Annotated in this window: 21 protein-coding genes; 6 read left to right on the top strand and 15 right to left on the bottom strand. The window is 55.5% G+C overall.

The annotated features are described in order from the left end of the window. Nucleotides 1-916 precede the first annotated feature (916 nt). From uvrB to H575_RS08245, 4 genes are all read right to left on the bottom strand, one after another. Entirely contained in the window at nucleotides 917-2899 is a 1983-nt protein-coding gene (gene uvrB, locus H575_RS08230) for an excinuclease ABC subunit UvrB (RefSeq protein ID WP_042700695.1), read from the bottom strand. A 2-nt stretch (nucleotides 2900-2901) separates the two neighbouring features. After that, on the bottom strand, nucleotides 2902-3810 hold the full coding sequence (locus H575_RS08235) for a DUF4013 domain-containing protein (protein ID WP_042700698.1): 909 nt from the start codon (nucleotides 3808-3810) through the stop codon (nucleotides 2902-2904). A 69-nt stretch (nucleotides 3811-3879) separates the two neighbouring features. Beyond that, nucleotides 3880-4821 carry an HD domain-containing protein gene (locus H575_RS08240; RefSeq protein ID WP_042700701.1) on the bottom strand — a complete coding sequence of 314 codons (942 nt, stop codon included), beginning with the start codon at nucleotides 4819-4821 and terminating at the stop codon, nucleotides 3880-3882. Nucleotides 4822-5005: 184 nt separating this feature from the next. Continuing rightward, a complete protein-coding gene (locus H575_RS08245; RefSeq protein ID WP_042700703.1) occupies nucleotides 5006-5494 on the bottom strand; it encodes a DUF7000 family protein in 489 nt (162 codons plus the stop codon). Nucleotides 5495-6070: 576 nt separating this feature from the next. Between H575_RS08245 and H575_RS08255 the strand changes: the two genes are divergently transcribed. Next, on the top strand, nucleotides 6071-6502 hold the full coding sequence (locus H575_RS08255) for a hypothetical protein (protein ID WP_042700712.1): 432 nt from the start codon (nucleotides 6071-6073) through the stop codon (nucleotides 6500-6502). Between the two features lie 199 nt (nucleotides 6503-6701). Here H575_RS08255 and brxD read toward each other — a convergent pair whose 3' ends face one another. From brxD to H575_RS09010, 11 genes are all read right to left on the bottom strand, one after another. Beyond that, the gene (gene brxD / locus H575_RS08260) at nucleotides 6702-7994 is read right to left on the bottom strand and encodes a BREX system ATP-binding protein BrxD (protein ID WP_042700714.1); all 1293 of its coding nucleotides are present in this window, start codon (nucleotides 7992-7994) and stop codon (nucleotides 6702-6704) included. Continuing rightward, entirely contained in the window at nucleotides 7981-9804 is a 1824-nt protein-coding gene (locus tag H575_RS08265; RefSeq protein ID WP_042700718.1) for a tetratricopeptide repeat protein, read from the bottom strand. The genes brxD and H575_RS08265 overlap by 14 nt, the downstream gene beginning before the upstream one ends. A 7-nt stretch (nucleotides 9805-9811) precedes the next feature. Then, complete coding sequence (locus H575_RS08270; RefSeq protein WP_081406720.1) at nucleotides 9812-10363, bottom strand: DJ-1/PfpI family protein; 552 nt, start codon at nucleotides 10361-10363, stop codon at nucleotides 9812-9814. Nucleotides 10364-10370: 7 nt separating this feature from the next. Continuing rightward, the gene (locus tag H575_RS08275) at nucleotides 10371-11369 is read right to left on the bottom strand and encodes a replication factor C small subunit (RefSeq protein ID WP_042700722.1); all 999 of its coding nucleotides are present in this window, start codon (nucleotides 11367-11369) and stop codon (nucleotides 10371-10373) included. Continuing rightward, nucleotides 11356-12093 carry a 4-phosphopantoate--beta-alanine ligase gene (locus tag H575_RS08280; RefSeq protein WP_042700725.1) on the bottom strand — a complete coding sequence of 246 codons (738 nt, stop codon included), beginning with the start codon at nucleotides 12091-12093 and terminating at the stop codon, nucleotides 11356-11358. The genes H575_RS08275 and H575_RS08280 overlap by 14 nt, the downstream gene beginning before the upstream one ends. Beyond that, nucleotides 12086-12922, bottom strand: a complete 837-nt coding sequence (locus H575_RS08285; protein WP_042700727.1) for a pantoate kinase — start codon at nucleotides 12920-12922, stop codon at nucleotides 12086-12088. Before H575_RS08285 ends, H575_RS08280 begins: the two co-directional genes overlap by 8 nt. Next, on the bottom strand, nucleotides 12904-14037 hold the full coding sequence (gene coaBC, locus H575_RS08290; protein WP_042700728.1) for a bifunctional phosphopantothenoylcysteine decarboxylase/phosphopantothenate--cysteine ligase CoaBC: 1134 nt from the start codon (nucleotides 14035-14037) through the stop codon (nucleotides 12904-12906). Before coaBC ends, H575_RS08285 begins: the two co-directional genes overlap by 19 nt. Beyond that, on the bottom strand, nucleotides 14034-14903 hold the full coding sequence (locus tag H575_RS08295) for a class I SAM-dependent methyltransferase (protein ID WP_042700730.1): 870 nt from the start codon (nucleotides 14901-14903) through the stop codon (nucleotides 14034-14036). Before H575_RS08295 ends, coaBC begins: the two co-directional genes overlap by 4 nt. Then, nucleotides 14854-15945 carry a 60S ribosomal export protein NMD3 gene (locus H575_RS08300; protein ID WP_052320039.1) on the bottom strand — a complete coding sequence of 364 codons (1092 nt, stop codon included), beginning with the start codon at nucleotides 15943-15945 and terminating at the stop codon, nucleotides 14854-14856. The genes H575_RS08295 and H575_RS08300 overlap by 50 nt, the downstream gene beginning before the upstream one ends. Then, on the bottom strand, nucleotides 15945-16238 hold the full coding sequence (locus H575_RS08305; RefSeq protein ID WP_042700733.1) for a DUF424 domain-containing protein: 294 nt from the start codon (nucleotides 16236-16238) through the stop codon (nucleotides 15945-15947). The genes H575_RS08300 and H575_RS08305 overlap by 1 nt, the downstream gene beginning before the upstream one ends. A 479-nt stretch (nucleotides 16239-16717) precedes the next feature. Beyond that, nucleotides 16718-17713: an archaellin/type IV pilin N-terminal domain-containing protein gene (locus H575_RS09010; RefSeq protein WP_162139413.1), complete on the bottom strand. Its 996-nt coding sequence runs from the start codon at nucleotides 17711-17713 to the stop codon at nucleotides 16718-16720. Between the two features lie 267 nt (nucleotides 17714-17980). Between H575_RS09010 and H575_RS08315 the strand changes: the two genes are divergently transcribed. The 5 genes from H575_RS08315 to uvrA are packed head-to-tail and all read left to right on the top strand — an operon-like array spanning nucleotide 17981 to nucleotide 24335. Next, a complete protein-coding gene (locus H575_RS08315) occupies nucleotides 17981-18472 on the top strand; it encodes a gamma carbonic anhydrase family protein (RefSeq protein ID WP_042700735.1) in 492 nt (163 codons plus the stop codon). After that, nucleotides 18465-19751 (top strand): CoB--CoM heterodisulfide reductase iron-sulfur subunit A family protein, encoded by a 1287-nt coding sequence (locus tag H575_RS08320; protein ID WP_052320041.1) that lies wholly within the window; start codon nucleotides 18465-18467, stop codon nucleotides 19749-19751. The genes H575_RS08315 and H575_RS08320 overlap by 8 nt, the downstream gene beginning before the upstream one ends. Next, nucleotides 19748-20764, top strand: coding sequence for an S-methyl-5-thioribose-1-phosphate isomerase (gene mtnA, locus H575_RS08325; RefSeq protein ID WP_042700748.1), 1017 nt, complete (start codon nucleotides 19748-19750; stop codon nucleotides 20762-20764). The genes H575_RS08320 and mtnA overlap by 4 nt, the downstream gene beginning before the upstream one ends. Further along, nucleotides 20765-21490: a DUF116 domain-containing protein gene (locus H575_RS08330; RefSeq protein WP_042700751.1), complete on the top strand. Its 726-nt coding sequence runs from the start codon at nucleotides 20765-20767 to the stop codon at nucleotides 21488-21490. Nucleotides 21491-21539: 49 nt separating this feature from the next. Beyond that, a complete protein-coding gene (gene uvrA, locus H575_RS08335; protein ID WP_042700752.1) occupies nucleotides 21540-24335 on the top strand; it encodes an excinuclease ABC subunit UvrA in 2796 nt (931 codons plus the stop codon). The last annotated feature ends 401 nt before the right edge of the window (nucleotides 24336-24736 follow it).

Genomic DNA, 24736 nt, shown 5'->3' on the forward strand with positions numbered 1-24736 from the left:
CCCCCCAATCCCTTCCGTTCTGACTATTCAACGACAGATTCGCTAAGCAGGACGTTAACGCGAGCCTTGAACATAAGATATTTCCACCGCGGGACGCTCCGCGCCGAAGTCGCGTCCCCGCACCCCTTAATCAGAAAAAAGGAAAGAGATGCGGGGGAGCATATTTGCCAACTGTCAAATTCAGGCTAAAGATTACTCTGCCTTTGACAGAAGCTGAAAATCACCAAAATATCCGCATACAGATTTGAAAGTCTGGTGCCCAACTTCTCTCAAAACAGGTATTTTCAGAATATACACTCACTACTAATGCAAACTCGGTTTGAAGAGAGATTGGAATGCCAAATGTCAACTTTTAAATTATATTTTGCCAAAAAAGTATTTTTATAGAACTTACGCGGTGTGATCTCAACCGAAAATACTGACTAACTTCTGAGATGCACTTCGATTTTGTGTATGGCATTAGCGTTGGTGTATGAGATAATTTAACCGCGAATCTCCGCGAATTTTCGCGAATCGCATTTTCCTTACGTTCGGGTGCTCTGCTCCGGCTGATCGCCTACGCAGGAATCGCACCCTCTCTTGAAAAATGCTGTTGGAAAAACCCGCGTGCGGGTTTTTCTGTTGTTTCATTATTTTTTTTGATTACACAAAAAGAGAAGTTTACGGAGAGAAAAACCGGCACGCCGGTTTTTCCAACAGCATTTTTCCAGACGGCGTGCGATTCCTGCGTAGGCGATCAGCCGAAGCAGAGCACGACGGTGCAAGAAAAATGCGATTCGCGAAAATTCGCGGAGATTCGCGGTTAAATTATCTCTTGTGTCTACACCCAGTAATCCCCTTCACGAATCGGATTGAGAATAACACCGCGTAACTCCAATTATAGAACTTACGCGGTTAAGATCACCCCCCTGCCGCCCTATTTTTTCCGGCGGGCTGACGATTTCTTCTCCGTCGCTTCCCCTCCCCCCTCATCACTGCGCAGAGCCTTCACCCGGTCGCGAAGCTGGATCGCCCGCTCGAAATCCAGCGCCGCCGCCGCCGCATTCATCTCCGCCTCCAGCTCGATGATAAGATTCGGTATCTCCGACTTCGGCAGGTGCCGGATATCCTTTATATCGATCTCCTTCTCCCGCACCGGTTTTTTGATCGTCACCGGCGTGATCCCGTGCTCTGCATTGAACGCCAGCTGCATCTCGCGGCGGCGGGCCGTCTCAGCAAGAGCCTCCCGCATCGAATCCGTCATCTTATCCGCATACAGCACAACATGCGAATCAGCATTTCGGGCGGCCCGTCCGATGATCTGGATCAGACTGCGGGCATCGCGCAGGAACCCTTCCTTATCCGCATCAAGGATCCCGATAAACCCGACCTCCGGGATATCCAGACCCTCACGCAGAAGATTGATCCCGACAAGCACATCGAACATGCCAAGACGCAGCTGCCGGATAAGTTCCGTCCGCTCCAGGGTCTGCACCTCCGAATGGAGATACCGCGTCTTCACCCCCTGCCCCGCGAGATACTCCGTCAGCTCCTCGGCGAGTTTCTTCGTCAGCGTCGTCACCAGAGCACGGTCGCCGCGTTCGATAACAGCGCTGATCTCTTTGAGCAGATCATCCGTCTGACCCGTGATCGGCCGCACTTCGACCACCGGATCCACCAGACCCGTCGGCCGGATGATCTGCTCGACCGTCTGAGCCGAATACCTGCGTTCATACTCGCCCGGCGTTGCCGAAACAAAGATCGCCTGCCGGAGATACTTCTCGAACTCGGCAAACATCAGCGGCCGGTTGTCAAAAGCGCTCGGCAGACGAAACCCGTACTCCACAAGCGAAACCTTGCGGGAATGATCGCCGTTGTACATCCCCCTGACCTGCGGGAGAGACTGGTGACTCTCATCGATCACCATCAGAAAATCATCCGGGAAGTAATCCAGCAGACAGTACGGCTTCTCTCCCGGCGCCCGCCGGTCGAAGTGCCGCGAGTAGTTCTCGATCCCTTTGCAGGATCCGGTCTCCTGGATCATCTCCAGATCATACTGCGTCCTCTGGCGAAGCCGGTGCGCCGAGAGATCATCCAGCCGGTTTTCGGCAAGCACCATCTCCAGCTCGGCCGTGATCGACTCGACAGCCGCCTGCCTTTCAGACTCGGGCGTGACGAAATGACGCGCCGGATAGATGAAAAAATACTCCATCCGCTCTTTTTCCTTTCCCGTGATCTTGTCGATCTCGCTGATACGGTCGATCGTATCGCCGAAAAACTCCACCCTGATGATATTGTTAAAGTATCCCGGAATGAAATCCACCGTGTCGCCCTTCACCCGGAACCTGCCGGGCATAAGTTCGGTGTCGTTTCTCTCGAACAGGATCGCGACCAGCCGTTCGAGAAGCTCCCGGCGGGTGAGGTTCGCCCCCCGGCGGATCTCGAACGCAAGGTTCTGGAAGTTTTCCGGATTGCCCAGACCGTAGATGCAGGAGACCGAAGCGACCACGATCGTATCCCGGTGGGAAAGGATCGCCGCGGTCGCCGCAAGACGCATCATCTCGATCTTCGGATTGATCGAGGCGTCCTTTTCTATATACTGATCCTTTTTCGCGATATAGCTCTCCGGCTGATAGTAATCATAGTAAGAGATGAAGTACTCGACATGATTGTTCGGAAAAAAATCCTTGAACTCGTTGTAGAGCTGGGCGGCGAGCGTCTTGTTGTGGGCGAGGACCAGGGTCGGGCGCTGGACGTTTTGTATGACGTTGGCGATCGTGAAGGTCTTTCCCGATCCGGTGACGCCGAGAAGGGTCTGAAACCGCTCGCCGTCGAGAAGCCCGTCGGTCAGCTCTTCGATCGCTTTGGGCTGGGAGCCTTTCGGGGAGTAGGCCGACTGGAGAGAGAACTGTTCGGACATGGTCAGAAGTCGTCGAAGTCCGCATCATCGGTTTCCGGGATCACGAACGCGGTGTTGTAGACCTCGGCTAAGTAGCGGACGAAAAATACGATGATCGGGATCATCACGAACAGATAGCCGCCAAGGAGTATGACGATCGCGGCGCCGTTGTAGGCGAAGATCTGGGCGAGCGTGATCAGGATGAAGGTCACCAGAAGGAAGAGGATGCTCATGATGATGAGCGAGAGGATGTAGTCATACCAGCCGATCTTTTTTATGACGGCGGCGATCCCGCGGATGTGGGTCGCTTCAGCGAGGGAGCCGGAACGGGTGAGATGGACGAGGCCGATGAACGCAAACAGGGAGACGAAGATCATCGTGATGAACTCGAGTCCGACATAGGAGAGGGTGACGAGAACGGCGATCAGACTTTCCAGCGCCATGACATCGACCGTGGTGTAGAGGCCGGCTTCGGGGAAGAGGTAATAAAAGATCATGGCGTAGATGAGCGAGATGACGATCATCGGGATGGCGTAGTATAATATGACGAGGTTGACGCGCCAGCCGCTGAAAAAGAGGCCCCAGAGGTTGGTGTGGTCCGGCATGCCGGCTCGGTCGTTTTTGGCGATCCGGTAACAGTATCCCTGGATGAGCGGGATGAAGAAGATGCAGGAGAGACTGATGATGACGGCCAGATACTGCAGGAGGCCCGAAAGGCTTGCGGCCGTGAACCCGTAGTTGTCGTTTACGAGGAGACCGGTGAGAACGGGAAGGGCGGCGAGCTGGAGGATGAGGGAGGAGACGAGAAGACAGGCCAGGATCGGGATAGTGAAGTAGAGGAAGAGGATGATCCATCTGGGGAGCAGTTTGAGGGCGAAAAAACCCTCTTTGGTATAAGTATAGGCTCCGGATATGATTTCTGCATGTTCCATGGCTTTTTGTCCTTACATATTTACTATTGTCTGAATCTGATATTAAGTATTGGCTATGATTTTTTTGGTTCAGACGGCGTGCCAGAGGAATTTCTCGGAACGGAGGCCTTTTTTCTTCTGGCCGGCAGGTGTTTCGGCAAGGTCGTCGACGATGCTTCGAAGCAGGGAGCTGCCTGAGTCGGCTTCGTGGACGAGCCATGCTTCGGCGGTGAGGGGGATGACGTCGCCGTATGAGCCGTGATGGGACTGGATGATGTGTCTGAGCTGGAGGAGCTGGTCGTCTGAGATGAGATTTTTGTATTCGTCGATGTGCATGATGCCCATCGTGATGTGTTCGATGAGGTTGTAGGTGTCGTTTGGCACATAGCCGTAGCCGATTTTGTCGAAGCAGAAGATCTTGCCGATGTCGTGGAGAACGGCGCCGGCGATGACCATGTCCCGGTTTATGTCGGTCCGGGGCATGATGTCGATGAGGGAGAGGGCGATCTTGACGGTTTCAAGCGAGTGTTCGCACAGGCCGCCGGTGTATTCATGGTGCCGGCGGATGGCTGCGGGGCATTCGTAGAAGCGTGCGTCGAGGCAGCAGGCGACGAAGAGTTTGAGGTCAATGTTTTTGATGGAGCCGATGATCTTCTGGATCTCGAGTGAGTTGGCGTTGAGGGCCGCAGGGGTGTAGACGAACTCGATCTCCTGCCCGGGGGTCAGGGTGAGGGGGCCGGCGATAATGCCTTTGACTGTTTCGGGAGAGTCGGAGAAGACATGGATCTCACCGTTCTGATTGGCTCTGCCGGTTCCGGTGATCGGGTATACGCGGCCGGTCTGGATGATCCGTGGAAGTTCAGCGGCTTTTTCGCCGTAGATCTTTGCTTCGATGATCCCGGTCCTGTCTGCAAGGGTGAGGTGGGCGAACTGTTCACCGCGTTTGCTTCGAAGGTCGGCGCGTTTTATCAGAAAGAGGGAGTTTACGGGGGCGGACTGGGTTATGTCCTCTACGAACTGGGTTTTTTCCATGGGGTTTGCTCGATAGTAGTGTGCTTCAGAGAGTAATGATGATTCTGTTTGGTGACGGGCGCGGGGAGACAATAAAAATCGGCCGCGAAGATCCGCGGTTCTTGCGCCCAGCATGATATCTGAGAAAGTGATCGCCGATGTGTCATATCGACTGGTTTTCCCATCTCATTTCTCCGCCTCCATCTCACGCCGCTTCGATCGTCTCCGTAAACGCAAGGATCTCCAATGCAGCGGCCTTCACTTCAGCCAGCACACATTCTCCATCGGCCAGATCCATATCCGGGTCCAGGGGGATTTTCAGGATGTGATCGGTTTTCAGAGGGTCGCCTGTCAGCGCAAAAGGGAGCTGTGCGGCTTTCAGCAGTTCATAGTATATGGACTGACGGTTTCGGTTGATCCCGGAAAGCCAGACCTCAAACCGGAAATCCCGATGAACAAACGTGACCGCCAGTTTCAATCCCTTTCTTTTCAGGCTGGCGTTCGTGAACTGAAAATAGGAGTAATCCATCCCGTTTTCAACAATGTTTCCCTGAAACTTACAGTCTGTCAGCTGCTTTTCGAGTTCTACGCGCAGATACCTGAACAGTCTGACAAACTCCTGATAGCTTTCAGCCAGATCCGTTGTCTGCAGTAATGTTTTATATGTCTGTAAAAGATCCTGATCGAACTTCATCCTCTTCTCCAAAAGATCCGATTTACAGGTATATCGCTTTTCATCCGTATAAGACCTGACCCCTGTCTGCCCGAACCAATCCGATGCCTGTGATCACGCTTATCCCGTTTCGTCTTGCGAAACTTCGCTGCTTCAGTATTCGCAAAAATACTGCGTATGTCCTGTGCAGATTCGTCTTTCTGCACAAAAAACATCAAAGTAAGGCCAGTACCGACGGAATCACGGTTGGCAGACCGGCTGAACAAACCGCAGTCTGCGTTTTGCGGACAAAACCGGACACGAATACGGGTATTACCCATACTAACGTCCTTGGATCACGGAACAGCGTTATGCGGATAAACTCTCTGTTAGCGGCAAAAGTAACTTTACTGATACGAATATATACCGGAACTTACTACATTTAATCAAAACACATTATTGCAGAGTTTCCAGGCTGTACGTGTTTTCAGGACTGTGCAGAGGGTATCAAATATCGCCGTCTGCTCTTGATTATCCTTCAGGAGCAGGGAAAAAATTCTTCTTCGCCGGGCGGACCTGTGAAGAGGATGCCGGTTCTGACTATTGGGTGAAATTCGTATGGCATATATCTACAAAAAACGTGATCCGAAGAAGAAGCGGCAGGCCGTCATTTTGTTTTTTGTCCTTATTATGGCGGGTGTTATCATCGTTTCCGTGTCTGCGGGGTTTTTCGGATCGGATTATGTTGTCCGCAAGTCGCTGGAGGATCCAGACGTGGTGATGCATGTCGCTGTTTCGGGAGGGGATGTGATCATCACGATCTACGAGGGGCGAAAAGTCGAAGATCTGCGCATGATCTGTCTGGAGATAGAAGGAGTATCCCTGCCGTCTGAGCATTCTATACATCCGGCGCCGCTGAACGGTGCGGGGGTCGTGGTGTTTTCCGGCGTCTGCGACGGGGTGACGGGAACGCGGACGGTCGGCATCCGCGGGGTGTTTGCCGACGGGAGCACCATGATCCTGAAGCGGCTCACGATCAAGTTTACGTAAAATATCAGACGTCAGCCGCGGATCGTAGTTTAGAGATGGGCAAAATAGTTTTTTTGAAATTGGAGTTATTCTGTGCGATACAAGCCGCTGATGCGTCACCATTCACTCGCAAATCTTTGATTTGCTCAATAATGGCGCCGCTCTGCGTCACCATTCACTCTCAAATCAAAGATTTGCTCGAACCTGGTGACATTGCATGTCACCAGGCAACTTCCATTACTGCCTTCTCCTCCTCCTTCAGCCCTGCTGCCTCCTTCTCCGGCACAAACACATACTTCTCCATCGGCTGATAATTCGGATACAGCGCACACTTATCCAGCACATCCACAAACTCCCGAAGATACAGTCTTGGCACCACATCCACCCTTCCGCCGAACCTTCCCGTCACCTTCTCGATCATCGTTCTGATAAACTTCGGCGACACCCTGCTCTTATCCACCTCGGAGTACGCATCCGCATAGATCTCCATCACCCGCAACGCTGCCTCCATAAGCTTCGCCGCATCGAACTTCGGCAAAACGATCTGCGTCTGCAGAGGGTTCGAAAAGCCGTCATCCGCGATGATCCCTATCCGGTCATACAGCGGCGGCAGCGACCTGATCCCTTTTGCACTGTCGAAAAACGCCGGCGTGCCTGCAAACAGGAAGAAACAGTTCGGCAGCTCGTTCTTATCGATCATATCCACGATCTGCCGGAGATTGATATACCCCTTCTCCCGCTGCGGCCGGGCAAACGACTGTGCCGTCTCCGCCTCATCAAAACTCACCAGAAGACCGGCAAAACCTGCACGCGTCATCACATACACCAGCCCTTTCAAAAACTGCAGGGCTTCACCCTCCGTCACGCTCCCCTTCAGACCAGCCTGCGCCTTAAAACTTCTCCCGACCGTCGTCTCGCCCGCCACCCAGCCGATCGCCGCCTGCGCCGATGCAAAATCCCCCCGGTTCGACGCCTGATAATACGCCCGGAGAGCCGACGCAAGACCCGAACTCAGCCCGCTCACCCGTTCAAGGACCGACTCGATCTCCTTTTCCGTCAGCTCCACAAGCTTTGGATCGTCCTCCCCGATTCCTGTACTGATCAGTCGGTCCTCGATCCCGTAGATCCAGGTATCGATGATACTCTTCAGCGCATGATCCTCCGTCCCCGTCGTCAGTCCGGCGCATATGGCTGCATATACGGCCTGCAGCTTATGCAGCGGCGTCTCCGGCGAGATCACCACATGCGAAGTAACGAACCGCTGCCTTTGTCCGATCTCCACCGCCCGCGAGATCAGAAACGTCTTACCCGACCCGTACTCCCCGCGAACGAACTTACAGTCCGCATGTCCGCCGGCAACATACGCAAGCTGCGAACCGATCACCCGCTCCTCAGCTGAAAGACCCACCGCAAGACGGGAAAGCCCGCTCTGCGGCACCGTTCCCCGGCGAAGCGCGTTGATGATCCCGATACTCTCCTGTTTTTGATCCGTGATCCCCTTATGGTCCGACATACCCGTACACCTCGCCGCGCTCGCCTACCCCGCGTTTTTCGATCACCGACATCCCGTTCTCCGCCAGCTTTGCGAGCAGCGAATTCACGATACCAGCGACCCGCCGCGTCTCAAGAACCGAACGAAGATCCATCTCGGTCGCCTCGCGGTGCTCCTGCAAAAACAAAAACACCGCGGTCTCCCGCTGATCCAGAAACGAAAGATCGGAGCTCTGCTCCTCCTTTTCCTTATCTTCCTCCTCGGTTCCGGTGATCACCGGCCGCTCGGCAAGCGCCCTGCCTTTCATGCGTGAAAGCACCTCGATGAAATCCTCCACCCGGATCTTTGCCGGATAACAGGGCAGAACATCGATCCCCGCAAGACAGAACCACTTGCAGCTCTCGTGATCCTGCCGTTCCAGCGCATCCAGCGCCGAATACAGATATCCCGCCGAAAGCATCTCACGCCCGTTCGAAGAGAGTTTTCCGGTGACGCGTGCGAGTCGCTTGATCACCAGATCCTTCGCCCGGACGTTTTTCCAGATCTCCTCCCCGCCGTTGAACACCGCTGACGCGATGCGTTCGATGTCGGCGATCCTCACCGCGTTCATCACCATATAGCGGATCGTCGTCTCACACTCACGCTCATCATTGCTCCGTCTGAGAAAACCTGCATAGGCGATCCCTCCGCTGATGAAATCCGCACGGTATGCCCGGTAGAACCAGTCACGCGCCTGGGAAAGGGAGCCTGCCGCCTCATACGCTCTGCCGATGTTTGCAAGACACACCGGGACCGGATACGGCGAAAGGATGATGCTGATGATGCCGGCGACCTCCTCTTTCGTCCGGCAGGCCAGAAGAAATCCGCTGAACCGCGTGATCACCAGGTCGATGAGCGAAACATCCGCATCCTCATCGGTGCAGAGACCAAGGATCAGCTCACGGTAAATGCCGTTTGCCGCGTCATCGTTCCCGAGACGCGCCTCGATCTCCGCAGAGAGCAGACGATACACCGGATCGTTCGTTGTTTTGAGCAGTTGCCCAAGCTCATACTTTGCCGAGGCATAGTTTCCGAGAAGTTTTTCCAGAAGGATATAGGAGAACCGTATCTGCGAAACGGTCTCGTCATCGATCCCTGCCTCCTCGAGACTGTCGAGAGCCGAACGGTATGCCCTTTCAGCGCCGGCAGGGTCAAGAGCGGAAAGCGCTTCCAGACTCTGTCTGAGATACACGGTGTCTTTGAGCGTGTTCCAGGCGCGAAGCGAGAGACTCATCGCCTTCTGATATGATTTCTGCGCATACAGCGCGTCGATGTACTCGTGACTGAACGTATCCTCGCCGAAGTTCTGGATATGCAGGGCGGCCGCTTCGTCAGGTTCACCCGCACGGGTGAGGGTCTGCATCAGTCTTCTGATGTCGTCAGGGTTGTTTTCGAGTCTGACCAGCGCACGAAGCGAGGGGATCGCACCTCTGAAATCCTCTTTTTCGAGAAGGAGCGCGGCGTATCCCCGAAGCGCCGTCTTGTTTTCCGCGTCGAGGATCAGTGCGGCCGCATACTCTTCGGCAGCGGCGTTTCTGTCCAGATGTTCAAGAACAAGTCCAAGATAACTGTGCAGATACGAGGAGGAGGGCATGATCCGGATCAGATCACCGAGGATCTGTCTGGCGGTTGCATATTCGCCTGTCTGAGTGTAACTGCGGGCGGCTAAAAGAAGAAGAGCCGGGTCGCCGGAACCGGAGGAGAATGAGATGACCTCGGCATACTTTCCGGCATTGAAAAGTTCCATCCCGACTGAGAGGTTCTTGGCGGATGCTGCAGGGTCGTTTGTCATACCAGGTTCAGAGAAGCACCGACAGGATGGCGCGTGCGAACTCTTCAGCGTCGAAGGGGGTTTTTGCGGTCACGATGCGGCCGTCTGTTACGACGTTGTCATGAGAGACCTCGGCTTTATCGAGGGTCAGCACGCGGACAGTTGCCGGCGTTTCAAAACAGGCGGTCTTTTTGCCGGCAAGAAGTCCCGCTTCTCCGAGAATGACGGGTGCAAGACAGATCGCGGCTGCGACTTTGCCGGACGTGCCGATCTTATTGGTTATATCGATAAGTTTTTCATTGCGCCAGAGTTCGTCCTGACAGCCGATCCCGCCGTCGATGATGATACCGTCATACTCTGCCGGATCCACGTCGTTTATTGTAAGATCAGCCTGGGCGATCTCTCCCTGCATCCCGTAACAGTTCCCACGGACAGTGGACGCGGTCACGCATTCGATGCCATGTTCTTCCAGCAGTTTTTTGGGAACGGTATACCCCATATCCAGGAAGCGGTCTGATGCAATAACGAAGAGGATCTTCATACTATATGGTTGTGCTTTGAGAGGATTTAAGTTGTTCATCCTGTCTTCAGCCGTTTTGCTGCGAAAGCAGCTCCGTCAAAACGGCGGCGAACGCGTTCATCTGCAGATACTCGTTGTTCCCCTCGACGAGCATGACATCGGTCTTCGAAAACAGGAGTGCGAGATCCGGGGTCATATTGCCGATCATCGACCGTCTGATCTGCCGCAGCAGATCCCCCGCACTCATCCCGTATTCGATTTGAAGATTCTCAAAGATCTTCTGGGCGGCCGATGCGTCCCCTTTTCCTGCGGCAAGGATCGCGGCGGCAGTCAGTTCGCCCGTCTCGGTCGTCATCAGCTCGGAAAGATCGCCGGCCCCGTGCAGGGCCATCAGTTCCAGCCAGATGAGAGCTTTGCGCAGATCGCCCTTTGATCCAAGGATCAGCATATCGAGCGTCTCATCTGCGACGGAACCCGCAAGTCCCTCCTGTTCAAGCACGCCGTTCAGATAGTCCCGCATCGTCGCTTCACCGATCGGCAGAAAGTAGAGCGGAACGCATCGCGACCTGATCGGATCGATGATCGAAGCAAGCGAGCTCGTCACGAAGATGAACCGGCAGGTCTGGCTGTACTGCTCCATGATCCGGCGAAGGGCCGCCTGGGCGTCCTTCGTGAGATCGCCTGCTCCGTCGAAGATGATCAGACGAAACGGCGCGGAGAGAGGTTTCAAGGAGGCATGCCATCTGACCACATACTTGAAGTTTGCCAGAACCGATTTGTTCTTCTGATACAGATGAGCGAACCGGTCGTTTTCCGCAAAATAGGTGTGGCCCTGGGAAAACATCACGCTCACGGGAAGGATGGTCGTGTTTTCCGCAGCCGCTTCGGTATAAAAAAGCCGGGAGAAGATCTCAAGCGCCGAGGTCTTTCCGCAGCCGCTTCGACCGATCACCATCAGATGCGGGAGGTTTCCCTGTGCGGCATACGCTGATAACTGTTTTACCGGACTCGTCTGTCCGATCACCTCTTCAAACGAGGACGGGCGGTATTTTTCAATCCAGAGCATGGGAAAGATGTTCCTGCATATCCTTTATCGCCTGCCTGAGGAAATATTTTGCGTCGATCTCGGGCATGGAGATGGTCTCGCCCGAGGCCTTCAGCCGTTCGCATTCCTGAGCGATGTTCGGCAGGGCACGGGTGACCTCGTCGATGATCGGCAGGGAGGCCGTCTTCGACGTTCTGTCGATCGGGTTCAGATCGACGGTGATGACCAGTTTGCCCATCGAGACGAGGGCTTCGCACCGGTCACCGTCTTCGAGAGGGACGAGGACGACGTCGGCCGAACCGATACCTTCCGGGCGGCAGAGACCCCGCCCGTGGGGGAGCGGAACACACCGCCCGACAGCTCCTTTCGAGACGATGCAGCCTGCTTCTTCAAGAACGTTCGTCACGAGCGCGATCCGCTCCTCTGTTCTGTGGAACAGATTCACCTCGACCTCGGCGCCGCTTGCCTTCTGCAGCTGCGCGATCTCCTGCGCCGCGAGGGCGGCCGTGTTTCCATTGATCGAAAGCACCGGGTGTTTTGCCGCGAGAAGAACGCGGGCGGCGAGCTTCTCGGCTTCCAGCGCCGAGGCGGATGTTTTTTCACCGAGCAGATAATCGAACGCTTCGCCGCGGCCGTGGGAGGTGAGCCCCTCCAGCGAGACGACGCCTGTTTTTGTGTGAGCGGCAAGCTGTTCTCTTGTGATCAGTGATCTGTATCTTGGGTGGGATGACGGAATATCAGACATGGTTTTCCTCCAGGATCACCGGGCCGGAGCTGCTGACATGCAGACGGACCGGTTCACCGAACTTTTGCAGAATTTTTTCAGCCGCAGAACCGACGGCAAAGACGCCGTTTCCAAGCATCGTCATGGATGCGGGAACGCCTGCTTCTTTGCAGGCGGCAAGCACCGGCAGAAGATTTGGCGGCAGAAGTCCGCTCTTTTCCGTGAACGAGGCGGAGTTCTCCATGAACTCCGCAAGCGTTGCGGGCTCCTTCCCGGGAAACGCCGCGGCGACCTGGTGCATTTTTTCCTCCGAGGTGATGACATCATGCGTGGAGATGCTGCCAAACGTGACCGCCCAGAGTTCGTCTTTTGGATAGAGCCGAAGCTTCACGCCCGCGATCCCCGGGCGCGTTCTGACGACAAGGCCGCCGCCGGATGCCGCCGCCGCGTCGCCAAGGCCGGTTCCAAACGCAACTTCAACGGCGTGGGCCTTTTTGGAGATCTCTTCTGCGCTTAGTCCGAGGGAAAACACGCAGTTTGCCGCATGATACGCGGCGAGCAGCCCCGCGGCGCTCATCCCGAATCCTGCCCCCATCGGCATGCCGACCGTCACCCGGACATCCGCCTTCACCCCTAACGAGGTGAGCACCTCGCGGATCAGCCAGTCGTCCGCGGTCCCGTCGCCGATTTTGATATTGATCTTATCCGCTTCCTGCATCCTGACGGTGACCCCTTTGTCGATCACGATCCCGGCACCGAGACTGCCGGTCGTCTGGACCGAGTCGCCGTCGATCCGCTTAAAGTATCCTGAGATATGACCCGGAGCAAATGTTACACAAGAACGTCCCATACTTTCCCTGCGATCTCGTCTTTTGTTCCCGTAACCGTTTCTTTGTGATCTTTTTGGAGGAAGATGTATTCGCCGAAAGGAGAGCCCATCGTCTCCGGTCTGTTTGCAAGAACAAGGACGACATCAGGAAGGTCAAGAAGCCGCACTCCCTCCTTCTCCGCGTCCTCGCCGAGTTTGAATCCGACGATCCTCACTCCTCTGCCGGAGATCTTCGTGATCAGTTTTTCAAGAGGTTCAAGCGTTACAGACGTCTCCCGTCCGCTTGGGATCTTGCCGTCCACTCTTTTCGGAGAAAAATCGGAGATCGCGGCGGCCGAAAGATAATAATCCGCGCCATCAGCTTCGCGAAGGACCGCGGCGTGCATATCGGCCGCGGTGATCACCGGGATATTTTTCACGCAAGGCACGATGCCGTGCATCGGATTCATGACAAGGGTCACCTCGGCGCCGAGTCGGAACGCTTCAAGCGCGAGCTCTTTTGCCATCGTCCCGCCGGATCTCGTCGTCAGAATGCGGACGTCATCCAGCTCCTCGCGGCATGACCCGCCGGAGATGAGAACGCGTTTTCCTGCAAGCGTCCCGGGCGAAACGGCCCGCTCGACATGCAGGCAGATCTCATCTATGCCCGCGATCTTCGCCTTCTCCTCTTCCATTCGCGGAGGAACGACATCGATCCCGAGTTCCTTCAGCGTCTCCAGATTTTTCCTGACTGCCGGGTGGCGGTACATCGATTCATGCATCGCCGGAACAACGACGACCGGCATCCCGCGGCCGATCGCGGTGGTCGCAAAGGTCGTGATGATGGTGTCGTCGATCCCGCAGGCGATCTTTCCCACAGTGTTTGCCGTCGCCGGCGCGATAAGAAGAAGATCCGCCTCGCCGCCTTCCCCGCAGTATTTGACATGCTCGACCATGCCGGTGATCTGAGTGAGCGCCGGGTTCTGGCACGCATACGTCAGCGCATCGGGATGAATGATCCCGCACCCCGCGGGGCTGATGATGCCGGTCACTTTCGCGCCGCGGCGTCTGAGCTCGTGAGCGAGTTTGATCGTCTCAACGGCGGCGATACTGCCGCAGACTCCCAGAACGATATGGATATCGGTTAGTTTTTTCATAGCAGTTTCACATCCCAGACCGAGTGCCAGAGGCGACCCGCATACTTCTTTACTTTATGTTCGCTGATGATATACCTATAACCTGCTCCTTCAAGGCTCCCTTCAATAGCGTTTTTCCGGTCCCCGACCCCGTGGATATGTAAAACAGTTCCAGTCTCCGCGTGTTCGAGCGCATGTTTCAAAAACTCCGGCGCGTCGAAGTGGCCCATCAGGATACGGTCGTATACCCCGGTGAGTTTTTCGCGGCAGTCGCCGAGCTCCGGAGTGATCTTTTCTTCGAGGCCGTTCGCTTGGATATTTTTCAGCAGATAGGCAAAAGAGACCGGATTGATCTCCGCTGCATGGATATTCCCACCGGAAAGCGCTGCCGAGAGGGTAAAATACCCGATGCCGGCAAACATGTCGGCGATCCGTTCGCCGGGTTTTATGAGAGAACGTAATCGGAGTTTTTCTCCGCGGTTGCCTTGCGAAAACATCACCTGCGAAGGGTCGAGGGTGTAGATGATCCCGGCTTCACGGAACGTGACCTCATGGGGTTCTCCATAGAGGACAGCGGTCTTCGGCTTCCGCATGACTCCTTCGTGGGCTGCGGCGTGCAGCACGCAGGAGGGATCTTCCCAGGCGATGAGCGCTGCGAGCTGCTCCTCAGTTGGAGCAGCGCCGTGCAGCAGCAGCGTGTCGCCCATCCGCTGATAGCCGGGGCCGTCATACGGGCGGCGATTTGGGATCTCGCCGTCTGCGGGCCAGCCTTCCTTCACCGGAACGAAGGCATACGCTCCTTCGCAGTAGACGCGGCGGGTCGGATCGACCCAGGGTTCACTCGCTGAGTTCGCCAGCGATCGCTTCGAAATCTTCCTGATCCTCATCTCTTCCCGCCAGAACCAGCGTTTCGCCGTCCCGCACGAACAGGATCGTGTCGCCTTCTCTTGTATCGAGCCAGGAACGCTCTGCTATCTCTTCGGTCGTGCCGGTTTTCGGATCGAGGAATCCGAGCACCCCGGCATCTTTGTAGATGACGACGCCGGTCTCGGTTTCATGGATGTTGCCGAGAAGGGGGTCGCTCTCATCCTCTCTGAATGCGCGGGACTGACCGGTGGCGAGGTCAAGGACAAACAGCATGTCTTTTGACTGGCGCAGGATCTGGAAGTACTCTCTTCCGTGTCTGATGATGTCGCCGCGGGCAAATCTCGGGAGCCTAAGCGAGTAGGTGACACGGTAGATATTGATGCCGGCCTTTTGTCCGACGAGTTTGGGGTGGGTGGTGAACGAGCCGCCGAGCGCTCCGCAGATGTCGTGGGAGATGGAGGCGCCGATCGTCTGCGAGCTGAAGACGATGTCGATGCCGTCTTTGGTCTCGTCGATGCTGGATACGAAGGAGAGCCGGTCGCCTGCGGTCTGGAGCTGGTCTTCGACCTGGTAGGCGATCTCGGCCGCACGGCGGAGTTCGAAGAGGGTGGGTTTTCTTCCCGAAGCTCTGACCTGGATGACCCCTTCGTAGTAGCTTCCGGCGATCCGGCAGCACCGGTCGCACTGTTCGCGGGCCCAGACGAGTTTGACTTTTTTGGTCTCTTCGAGCGGGATGCCGTAGAGGTTGCCGATGACATGGATCGTTGCAAGAGACCGGTTGCTGCTGGTGTCTATGATGCTGATCTCTTTTTGGATCTCGTCGACGTCTTTGTGGAAGCTGATGGCGCTGTTTGCGAGGTTTTGCGCGAGTTCTTCTTTATCGACGGCGACGTCGGACCAGATGCCGGCGGTTTTTATCGAGCCGCAGGTGGGACAGACGATACACTCGGCACGATCGGCGATCTCGACCCAGACGGCGTCTTTGACCCGGCATTTTCCGCAGAGTTCACCGTTTTCAGACGGCGCCCCGCATTTGGGACAGAAGCCTTGTGTGAGACTCATTATACTCCGTAGATCTGGGCGTGGGGAACGCCGTCGATCAGCAGGCAGGATTCCAGTTCGAGGAGGCCTGCTTTGATCGCGATATCGCAGACGCGTTTTCCCATGAGATTGGCGCTGCAGACGTCAGCGAGCGCTGCCAGAAGTTCCTCTTCGGTGGCTGTTGTGTCGCCGTAGAAGGAGGGGTCTATCTCGACATCGCATAAGGGACTGGTTAATGTTTTTCCGAGGAGGTCGGCGTCGCATGCGGCGAGGATGCTTCCCTGTCCGGGGATATTGTGTATCTTGAGGTACATTGCTGTAATACATTTGGTGCTGATGGGTAAATAAGGAGTTGGGGGGGCGGGCTGCCACGTAGTGGCGGCCTTAGCGGAGCAAGGCTGAGCGAAGCGAAGACTTGCGAGCGGCGGGTCGGATGCGAAGCAGACGACCTCAGCGGAGGCGGGGTGAGCCGACAAGCGAGGGCCGTAGACCCGAGTCGGAGAGCAAATCTCTGATTTGCGAACAAGCGAGGGCTGCAAGCCCGAAACGGAGAGCAAATCTTTGATTTGCGAACAGGCTCGCCCTTAGCGGAGCAAGTTTTCGAAGGAAACTTGCGACCAAGGCTGAATGAAGCGAAGTCGACGACCTCAGCCAAGCAAACTGAAAGTTTGCGACCAAGTCGCTAGACTTGCGACCAGGGCTTTGCTTTATCGTGCGAGTGGGCTGAGGATAAAAGTGGAGGAGTCAGAATTCGCCGACAGCGGGATGAGCGCCCTTGCCGAATAGAAATTATCTATATATCAGTATCTCTGTATGTATCCCCGGTAGATGTAGTTATGAGGTCTGTAAATCCGGGACTGGAGGAACCGAAAACCGCATAGTAGCTCTTTCCATTATCAGTAGGCGCAGAATTATCACGAATATCCCCTACTTTTGTCAATGTGACGGAACCTCCCGCATTATAAATCCCTCCGCCCTTTTCGGTGGCGGTGTTTCCAGTGATATATATCTTATTGCTGTTAAGTTCAAGAGTTCCAGAATTATATATACCTCCGCCTTTCGGAGCGGTATTTCCAGATATAGTTATCTCACCATCAAGAATGATATCACCATTGTTCCAGAGACCCCCTCCCGGCATAATATCATAACGATTGACATTGTTTTGCAGAATAAGATTGCCATTAATATCGAATACTGCACCAGACGTAATTTCAAGAAGCGGAGCTCCTGAATCCTGACCCATCCCGTCCAATTTTAATGCTCCGGAGATAATATGCAGCCCTCCCGACGATCCCAAAACCAGAAGGGGTGAATCAGAACGACCCGGAGCACGCTGTATTGACCCGCCCGAGTCTTTTATCACAAACGTACCGCCCGCATCGCTCAGCAGATCTGCCGAGATGACAAGCGGGTTCTCCGCGATCTCCAAATCTCCAATCAATTCAAATCCATCTGTCAGAGGAGCGATAACACCAGGTTTCCAATCATTAATTGAATCTATCAACGATGAGATGTTTTCAAATGGTTCACTTCCACCCGTATAATACGGGCTCGTTGTGGGGGTTGAAGTAGGGGTTGAAGTAGGGGTAGAAGAAGGAGTCGCGGTCTGAGCCAGGGTCGGAGTCGGTTTCTGAATTATTTTGTCGATTAACATCATGGAATCGTTCAGTGAATCGACTGAAGAACTTATAAGAGGAACAGAGACGATCGATACAAGCAGAACGGTAAGGACGAGCATAAGTATAGTTGCAATGATTGGACTGACTCCATCACCATTACTTTTACTCAAAATGTATTGTAGAGTCCCGCTCAGGGCATAATAGTATGCATGGAGAATACCAAAGCGAAAGAGTATATCCGGCGAAAGGGCAGGACAAAATCAGCAGCATGTCCGGAAAAATACGGCTGGCTGCGGATGTATACGATAATCTGACCGCGTTCGCCTTGCAGACCGCCCGAAGCTTGGCGGACACATTTCTCCTCCTCCATCCGCTCAGCCCCGATCCGTCCCTTTCCAAAATACTCATAACTTCCCGCATGCAATTATATATCCATTATGGACTTCGGCGGTTCTATCGGAAAAAACACCTATGTCGCGCCCAATGCGACCCTCAAAGGCGACGTAACGCTCGGCGATAACGTCACCATCCTTTTCGGGGCGGTCCTTCGCGCCGACATGGAAAAAATATCAATCGGCAGCGGCTCCAATGTCCAGGACAACGCCGTCATCCACGAAAGCATCGGCCACCCGGTTTCGATCGGCGAAAACGTCTCGATCGGACACGGGGCGATCATCCACGGGGCAGTCATCGAAGACAACGCCCTCATAGGGATGGGGGCCATCGTCTTGAACGGCGCAAAGATCGGCAAAGGATCCCTTATAGCAGCCGGGGCTCTCGTCGCTGAACGAAAAGAGATCCCGCCAAACTCGCTCGTCATCGGCGTCCCGGGAAAAGTCGTTCGCGAACTCACCCCCGAAGAGGCGGCCGGCAACCTCAAAAACGCCGCCACCTACGTCTCCCTTGGGCAGAGGTATCTCCATGAATAACGTTGTTGTCATTGGCGGAGGCGTCGCCGGCATCCAAAGCGCAATGGACATCGCCAATCACAACATCCATGTCTATCTGATCGAGCGCGAACCCTCCATCGGCGGCCACATGGCCATGCTCGACAAAACCTTCCCGACCAACGACTGTTCGATGTGCATCCTTTCGCCCAAAATGGCCGAGATCTCCCGCCACCCGAATATTACCATCCTCACCCTCGCCGAAGTTGAAAAGATCGAAGGTGAGGTCGGAAATTTCACCGTCACCGTCACCCAATACCCCCGATACATCAACGAAAAGGAGTGCACAGGCTGCGGAGACTGCGTGCTCATCTGCCCGATCGAGGTCTACAACAAATTCGACGCGGGCATCGGGGTTCGAAAAGCCATCTACAAACCCCACGCCCAGTCCATCCCCAACATCGTCGTCAAAGACAATCTTCACTGCATCGAATGCGGACTCTGCTACGGGGTCTGCGGAAAAGACGCTGTCCTCAAAGTCACCGAAGACCGTGTCGAGACCCTCGAGATCAGCGCCTCCGCCGTCGTCATCGCGACCGGCTATACACTCTTCGACCCGCAGAAAAAATCCCAGTTCGGCTATCTTCGCTACCCTGACGTCATCACAAGCCTCGAGTTCGAACGGATGATCAACGCCGGCGGGCCCACTGCCGGAAACCTCCGCCGGCTCTCAAACGGCGAAACGCCCAAAAGCATCGTCTTTGTGCAGTGCGTCGGATCGCGTGATCTGACCGTCAAACGAAACATCTGCTCATGCGTATGCTGCATGTATGCCCTGAAAAATGCCATGCTCATCAAAGAGCATTATCCGGACTGCGAGGTCTCGATCCTCTACTCGGATATCCGCGCCTACGGAAAAGGCTACGAGGAGTATTATGAACGTGCGATAAACGCCGGCGTCAAGATCATCCGCGGTCTGCCGGGCGATGTGCAGGACAATGGAAAAGGCCGGCTCGTTCTCCCGGTGGAAAACACCGAGACCCGCGAGTTCCTCAATCTTGAAGCCGACCTCGTGATCCTCTCGGTCGGGATGATCCCCGAACCGGAAACGGTCAGACTCGCGAAGTCGCTCGGGCTCGGCCTCGATGAACACCAGTTCCTGAGTTCAGCCGATATGAAACTCGATTCGTCGGGGACGATGAGGCCGGGGATCTACATCGCCGGCGCCGCCCTTGCGCCGAAGGATATTCCCGACTGCGTGATGTCCGCCGGCGCCGCCGCGATGAAAGCCTCCATCGATGTCATCAGGAGCGAACAGTGACCGAGGAGAAGACCATCTGGTGGAACGATGAAAACAGTTCCGTGATGCTCATCGACCAGACGCTTCTTCCGACCGAGTATAAGGTGATCGAGATCACCGAAGTCTCCCGGCTTGCTGACGCGATCCGCCGGCTCGAAGTCCGGGGGGCTCCGGCTCTCGGCGTTGCCGGCGCATTCGGCGTCGCTCTCTCAGCTACACGCTGCGTCTCGGACGTCGAGTTCGACGAGACAATCGCGTCTGATGCGGCGCTTCTGAAAAGCACGCGGCCGACTGCCGTGAACCTCGCATGGGGCGTGGACAAGGTCCTCCGCAGTATGGAAAAACTCCCGCCGGAGATGGCGCGGATCATGGCGCTTTTCGCCGCGAAAAACATCGCCGAAAACGACACCAAAGCCTGCATGTTCCTCGGACACAACGGCGCTTCGCTTCTTCCGCAGATCGGGACCGTTCTTACCCACTGCAATGCCGGGGCTCTTGCCTGCTCCTCCTGGGGTACGGCTCTCGGGGTCATCCGCTCTGCCAAAAAAATGGGCAAGAAGATCTCGGTCATCTCCTGCGAGACCCGCCCTCTTCTTCAGGGCTCCCGGCTCACCGCCTGGGAACTTGCGAGGGATGAAATCCCCGTGACGACCATCGTCGACTCAGAAGCCGCATTCCTGATGCGCCAGGGAAAGATCGACGCCGTCATCGTCGGCGCCGACCGGATCACGAAAGACGCCGTCTTCAACAAGATCGGGACCTACATGCACGCCGTCTGTGCAAAACACCACGGCATCCCGTTCTACGTTGCTGCGCCAACCCCGACCTTCGACGCCGGAGCATCCGAGGTCGAGATCACTATCGAACAGCGGGGAAGAGACGAAGTCTCCGGCTTTTTCGGGAGAACGACCGTCCCCGAAAACGTTCCGGTCATCAACTACGCCTTCGACGCAACGCCTCTGGATCTGGTCACCGCGATCATCACCGAAAAAGGGGTCCTCTATCCTCCTTACGATTTTACGGACCTGAGATAAATGGCGGCGACCCTCACCCTTGCATTTTTTGACAGCCCTGTCTGGAACAATCTTGCCCTGATACTCGGTCAGCTTCTTCTTGTTTTCATCGTATTCTGGATGGTCTTTTCCATCCTGATGGCTATTTTGATCGTCATCTCGATCCATAAAAAACAGATGTACTTCCCGCGGCTTCTCAGGCCGTTTTTTACGATCATGGAAGGAACGGTCAAGATCGTCTGCCTCCTTCTCGGTGTCGACGGAAAAGAGCTGATGGAGTTTCTGATCAGAATCGACAATGAGATGAACTTCTCAAACTTCGCGAAGACCCCGGTGGAAAAACGGGTGATCTTCTTTCCTCAGTGTCTGCGTTCGCGCGACTGCCCGGCCCATCTCACCCCTGACGGGCTGAAATGCGTCTCCTGCGGCCGCTGCGGACTTGGACGCGCCATTCCCGCGCTGAATGCGGCCGGATACAAGACCTTCATCATCCCCGGCTCGACGTTTATCAAGCGGATGGTGAAAAAGTATCAGCCCAAGGCGATGATCGGCGTCGGCTGCATGATGGAGGTCAAGGAAGGTCTCCAGATGGGCCGCAAGATCTCCATGACAACGATCGGCGTCATGACAAAAACCGACGGATGCGTGGAGACGACTATGGACTATGAAGAGCTCATGGAGGTCGCGTCCCTCGGCCTTGCAGAACAGATCGTCATGGAGCCTGACCCGCGTTCAGGCACCCGATGACTCCCTTATTCTAAAACATAATAATCCCCTGCCGCAAACATGTATCCGCATGAAAAACCTGATAGTGAAGGGCGCAAGACAGCACAACCTTCAAAATATCAATATAGAACTCCCGCGTGACAAACTCATCGTCGTGACCGGGGTTTCGGGCTCGGGAAAATCCACTCTCGCTTTTGATACGATCTATGCGGAAGGTCACCGCAGATATGTCGAGTCGCTCTCCGCCTACGCCCGCCAGTTCCTCGGACTGATGAGCAAACCTGATGTCGATTCCATCGAAGGCCTCTCCCCCGCAATATCGATCGAACAGAAGACCACCTCGAAAAATCCGCGTTCCACCGTTGGTACGGTGACGGAGATCTATGATTACCTGCGTTTACTGTATGCAAGGGTCGGGATCCCCTACTGTCCTATCCATCACGTAAAGATCGAGTCGAGGACCCCGGGTCAGATCGCCGACTCGATCCAGAGCGAGTATCCTGAGACGATGGTCACGATCCTCGCCCCGATCGTCCGCAAGAAGAAAGGGACCTATGAACAGCTGTTTCGCGATCTGCATGCAGATGGATTTGCGAGAGTGCGGGTCGACGGAGAGATCCTCAGAACCGATGACGAGATCAAACTCGGCAGATACATCATGCACAACATCGAGATCGTCGTCGACCGGGTCGATACGACCGACCGGAGCCGGCTGACCGATGCGATCGAAACTGCGCTGAAGCATGCGGAGGACGGACTCGTGTATGCGAACGCCGGGGAGACGGACTCCGTCTACTCGGCGCGGATGGCATGCCCTGTCTGCGGCCTCTCGTTCGAGGAGCTCCAGCCGAGAATGTTCTCGTTCAACAGTCCGTTCGGGGCATGCCCGACCTGCAACGGGCTCGGGTTCCAGATGGTCTTCGATCCGGATCTGATCATCCCTGACAAGACCCTCTCGCTCGCTGACGGCGCCGTCGCGGTGTACAAAAACTTCCTCGACGGGTACCGTGTCCAGTATCTGGACGCCGTCGCAAAGCATCTTGGCTTCACCCTGATGACGCCGGTGAACGAGCTGACGAAGGAGCAGTATGACGGGCTGATGAACGGCGTGAACGAGAACATGAAGTTCAGCCACACCTCGAAGAATGCCGAGTGGGCCTATCATGGGAGCTGGGAAGGGCTGCTTCCCCAGACCGAACGGCTGTATAAGGAGACGAAGTCCGAGTACCGCAAAGAAGAGCTGGAGAAGTTCATGCGGATCCTGCCGTGTCCGACCTGTCACGGCAAACGGTTAAAGGAGCATGTACTCGCGGTGAAAGTCGGCGGGATGTCGATCGCTGATGTTTCGGATATGTCGATCGATGCGGCCTATGCGTTCTTCGAGTCGCTGCCTCTCTCGCCAAAGGAGGAGGAGATCGCGAAGCTGATCCTTCGGGAGATCAGATCAAGGCTGAACTTCCTGCGGTCGGTCGGTCTTGGCTATCTGACGCTTTCCCGAAGTGCCGGGAGCCTCTCCGGCGGCGAGGCCCAGCGTATCCGCCTCGCGACCCAGATCGGGTCGAACCTGATGGGGGTCTTGTATATCCTGGATGAGCCGTCGATCGGCCTTCACCAGCGGGACAATCAGAAGCTTATCCAGACCCTGCAGAAGCTTCGGGATCTCGGGAACACGCTCCTCGTGGTCGAACACGACGAGGACACGATCCGGGCGGCCGACTACGTGGTGGATATCGGCCCGGGGGCAGGCGTCCACGGCGGACGTGTGGTCGCGGAAGGAACGCCGGACATGATCGAAACGTTCCCGGAGTCTCTGACAGGCAAGTATCTTTCGGGCGAACTTTCGATCCCTGTTCCGGAGAAGAGGCGGCCGGCGAAGAAGTTTATGCGGATCAACGGCTGCACGGAGAACAATCTGAAAGATATCGATGCGGCGATCCCGCTTGGGACGCTGACGGTGATCACGGGCGTTTCGGGTTCTGGAAAGTCGACGCTGATCTATGATACGCTGTATCAGGCGCTGATGAAGGAGCTGTATAAATCGAAGGTGACGCCGGGCGCCTATAAGGAGCTGATCTTCGAGTCGGAGATCGATAAGGTGATCGTGATCGATCAGTCGCCGATCGGAAGGACGCCGCGGTCGAATCCGGCGACGTACACTAAAGTGTTCGATGAGATCCGGAAACTGTTTGCGGAGACGAAGGAGGCGAAGGTCCGCGGATACGGACCCGGCCGGTTTTCGTTCAATATCAAAGGCGGCCGCTGTGAGGCGTGTTCGGGTGACGGGGTGATGAAGATCGAGATGAACTTCCTGCCGGATGTGTATGTGGAGTGCGAGGAGTGTAAGGGAGCGCGTTATAATGAGGAGACGCTGGAGGTGAAGTATAAGGGGAAGTCGATCGCGGATGTTCTGGGTATGAGCGTGGACGAGGCGCTCGAGTTGTTCGAGAACGTGCCGGCGATCAGTACGAAGCTGCAGACGCTTGCGGATGTGGGTCTCGGGTATATCAAGCTCGGGCAGAGTTCGACGACGTTGTCGGGCGGCGAGGCGCAGCGGATCAAACTGACGAGGGAGCTTGCGAAGCGGGCGACGGGGAAGACCGTGTATCTTTTAGATGAGCCGACGACGGGTCTCCATTTCCATGATGTGAAGAAGCTTATCGGGGTTCTGGACAGTCTGGTCGGGAAGGGGAACTCGGTTGTGGTGATCGAGCATAATCTGGATGTGATCAAGTCGGCGGATTATCTGATCGATCTGGGTCCGGAGGGCGGGAATGCGGGCGGCGAGATCATTGCAAAGGGGACGCCGGAGGAAGTGGCGAAGGTGAAGAAGAGTTATACGGGGCAGTTTTTGAAGAGGATGCTGTAAGAATTATCGTTTCTTTTTTTTGGGGGGGCGGGCTGCCCCGAAGGGGCGGCCTCAGCGGAGCAAATCTTTGATTTGCGACCGGGTTGAACGCGAAGCGGACGACCTTAGCGGAGCAAATCTTTGATTTGCGACCGGGTTGGACACGCACCCAGACAATCTTTTTTTTCGTGTTTTGGTGTATTTTTCGATTTGGTGTACGAGATCTTTTGAGTGGGCGGATCCATCACACGAAATGCACGAAATAAAATACGAAAACACGAAAAAGAATTAGATTGGGTTGGATACAGAGCGTACCCTCCCCCGTCCCCCACACGAAAAATCACAAATTCGCAAACCTTCGGTTTGCTCGGCTAAGGTCGTCGACTTCGTCGCCAACCCGCCAACGAAATGCACGAAAAGGG

The sequence above is a fragment of the Methanocorpusculum bavaricum DSM 4179 genome, assembly GCF_000430905.1.
In the GTDB taxonomy this organism is placed as follows: Archaea; Halobacteriota; Methanomicrobia; order Methanomicrobiales; family Methanocorpusculaceae; genus Methanocorpusculum; species Methanocorpusculum parvum.

Bases quoted from the DNA above. Each gene is read 5' to 3' on its own strand.
- uvrA (WP_042700752.1), top strand. From the start codon at position 21,540: ATGAAAAACCTGATAGTGAAGGGCGCAAGACAGCACAACCTTCAAAAT.
- H575_RS08295 (WP_042700730.1), bottom strand. From the start codon at position 14,903: ATGAGGATCAGGAAGATTTCGAAGCGATCGCTGGCGAACTCAGCGAGT.
- H575_RS08245 (WP_042700703.1), bottom strand. From the start codon at position 5,494: ATGAAGTTCGATCAGGATCTTTTACAGACATATAAAACATTACTGCAG.
- H575_RS08270 (WP_081406720.1), bottom strand. From the start codon at position 10,363: ATGAACAACTTAAATCCTCTCAAAGCACAACCATATAGTATGAAGATC.
- H575_RS08265 (WP_042700718.1), bottom strand. From the start codon at position 9,804: ATGACAAACGACCCTGCAGCATCCGCCAAGAACCTCTCAGTCGGGATG.
- brxD (WP_042700714.1), bottom strand. From the start codon at position 7,994: ATGTCGGACCATAAGGGGATCACGGATCAAAAACAGGAGAGTATCGGG.
- H575_RS08240 (WP_042700701.1), bottom strand. From the start codon at position 4,821: ATGGAAAAAACCCAGTTCGTAGAGGACATAACCCAGTCCGCCCCCGTA.
- H575_RS08255 (WP_042700712.1), top strand. From the start codon at position 6,071: ATGGCATATATCTACAAAAAACGTGATCCGAAGAAGAAGCGGCAGGCC.
- uvrB (WP_042700695.1), bottom strand. From the start codon at position 2,899: ATGTCCGAACAGTTCTCTCTCCAGTCGGCCTACTCCCCGAAAGGCTCC.
- H575_RS08280 (WP_042700725.1), bottom strand. From the start codon at position 12,093: ATGTCTGATATTCCGTCATCCCACCCAAGATACAGATCACTGATCACA.
- H575_RS08275 (WP_042700722.1), bottom strand. From the start codon at position 11,369: ATGCTCTGGATTGAAAAATACCGCCCGTCCTCGTTTGAAGAGGTGATC.
- H575_RS08285 (WP_042700727.1), bottom strand. From the start codon at position 12,922: ATGGGACGTTCTTGTGTAACATTTGCTCCGGGTCATATCTCAGGATAC.
- H575_RS08330 (WP_042700751.1), top strand. From the start codon at position 20,765: ATGGCGGCGACCCTCACCCTTGCATTTTTTGACAGCCCTGTCTGGAAC.
- coaBC (WP_042700728.1), bottom strand. From the start codon at position 14,037: ATGAAAAAACTAACCGATATCCATATCGTTCTGGGAGTCTGCGGCAGT.
- H575_RS08300 (WP_052320039.1), bottom strand. From the start codon at position 15,945: ATGAGTCTCACACAAGGCTTCTGTCCCAAATGCGGGGCGCCGTCTGAA.
- H575_RS08320 (WP_052320041.1), top strand. From the start codon at position 18,465: ATGAATAACGTTGTTGTCATTGGCGGAGGCGTCGCCGGCATCCAAAGC.
- H575_RS08305 (WP_042700733.1), bottom strand. From the start codon at position 16,238: ATGTACCTCAAGATACACAATATCCCCGGACAGGGAAGCATCCTCGCC.
- H575_RS08235 (WP_042700698.1), bottom strand. From the start codon at position 3,810: ATGGAACATGCAGAAATCATATCCGGAGCCTATACTTATACCAAAGAG.
- H575_RS08315 (WP_042700735.1), top strand. From the start codon at position 17,981: ATGGACTTCGGCGGTTCTATCGGAAAAAACACCTATGTCGCGCCCAAT.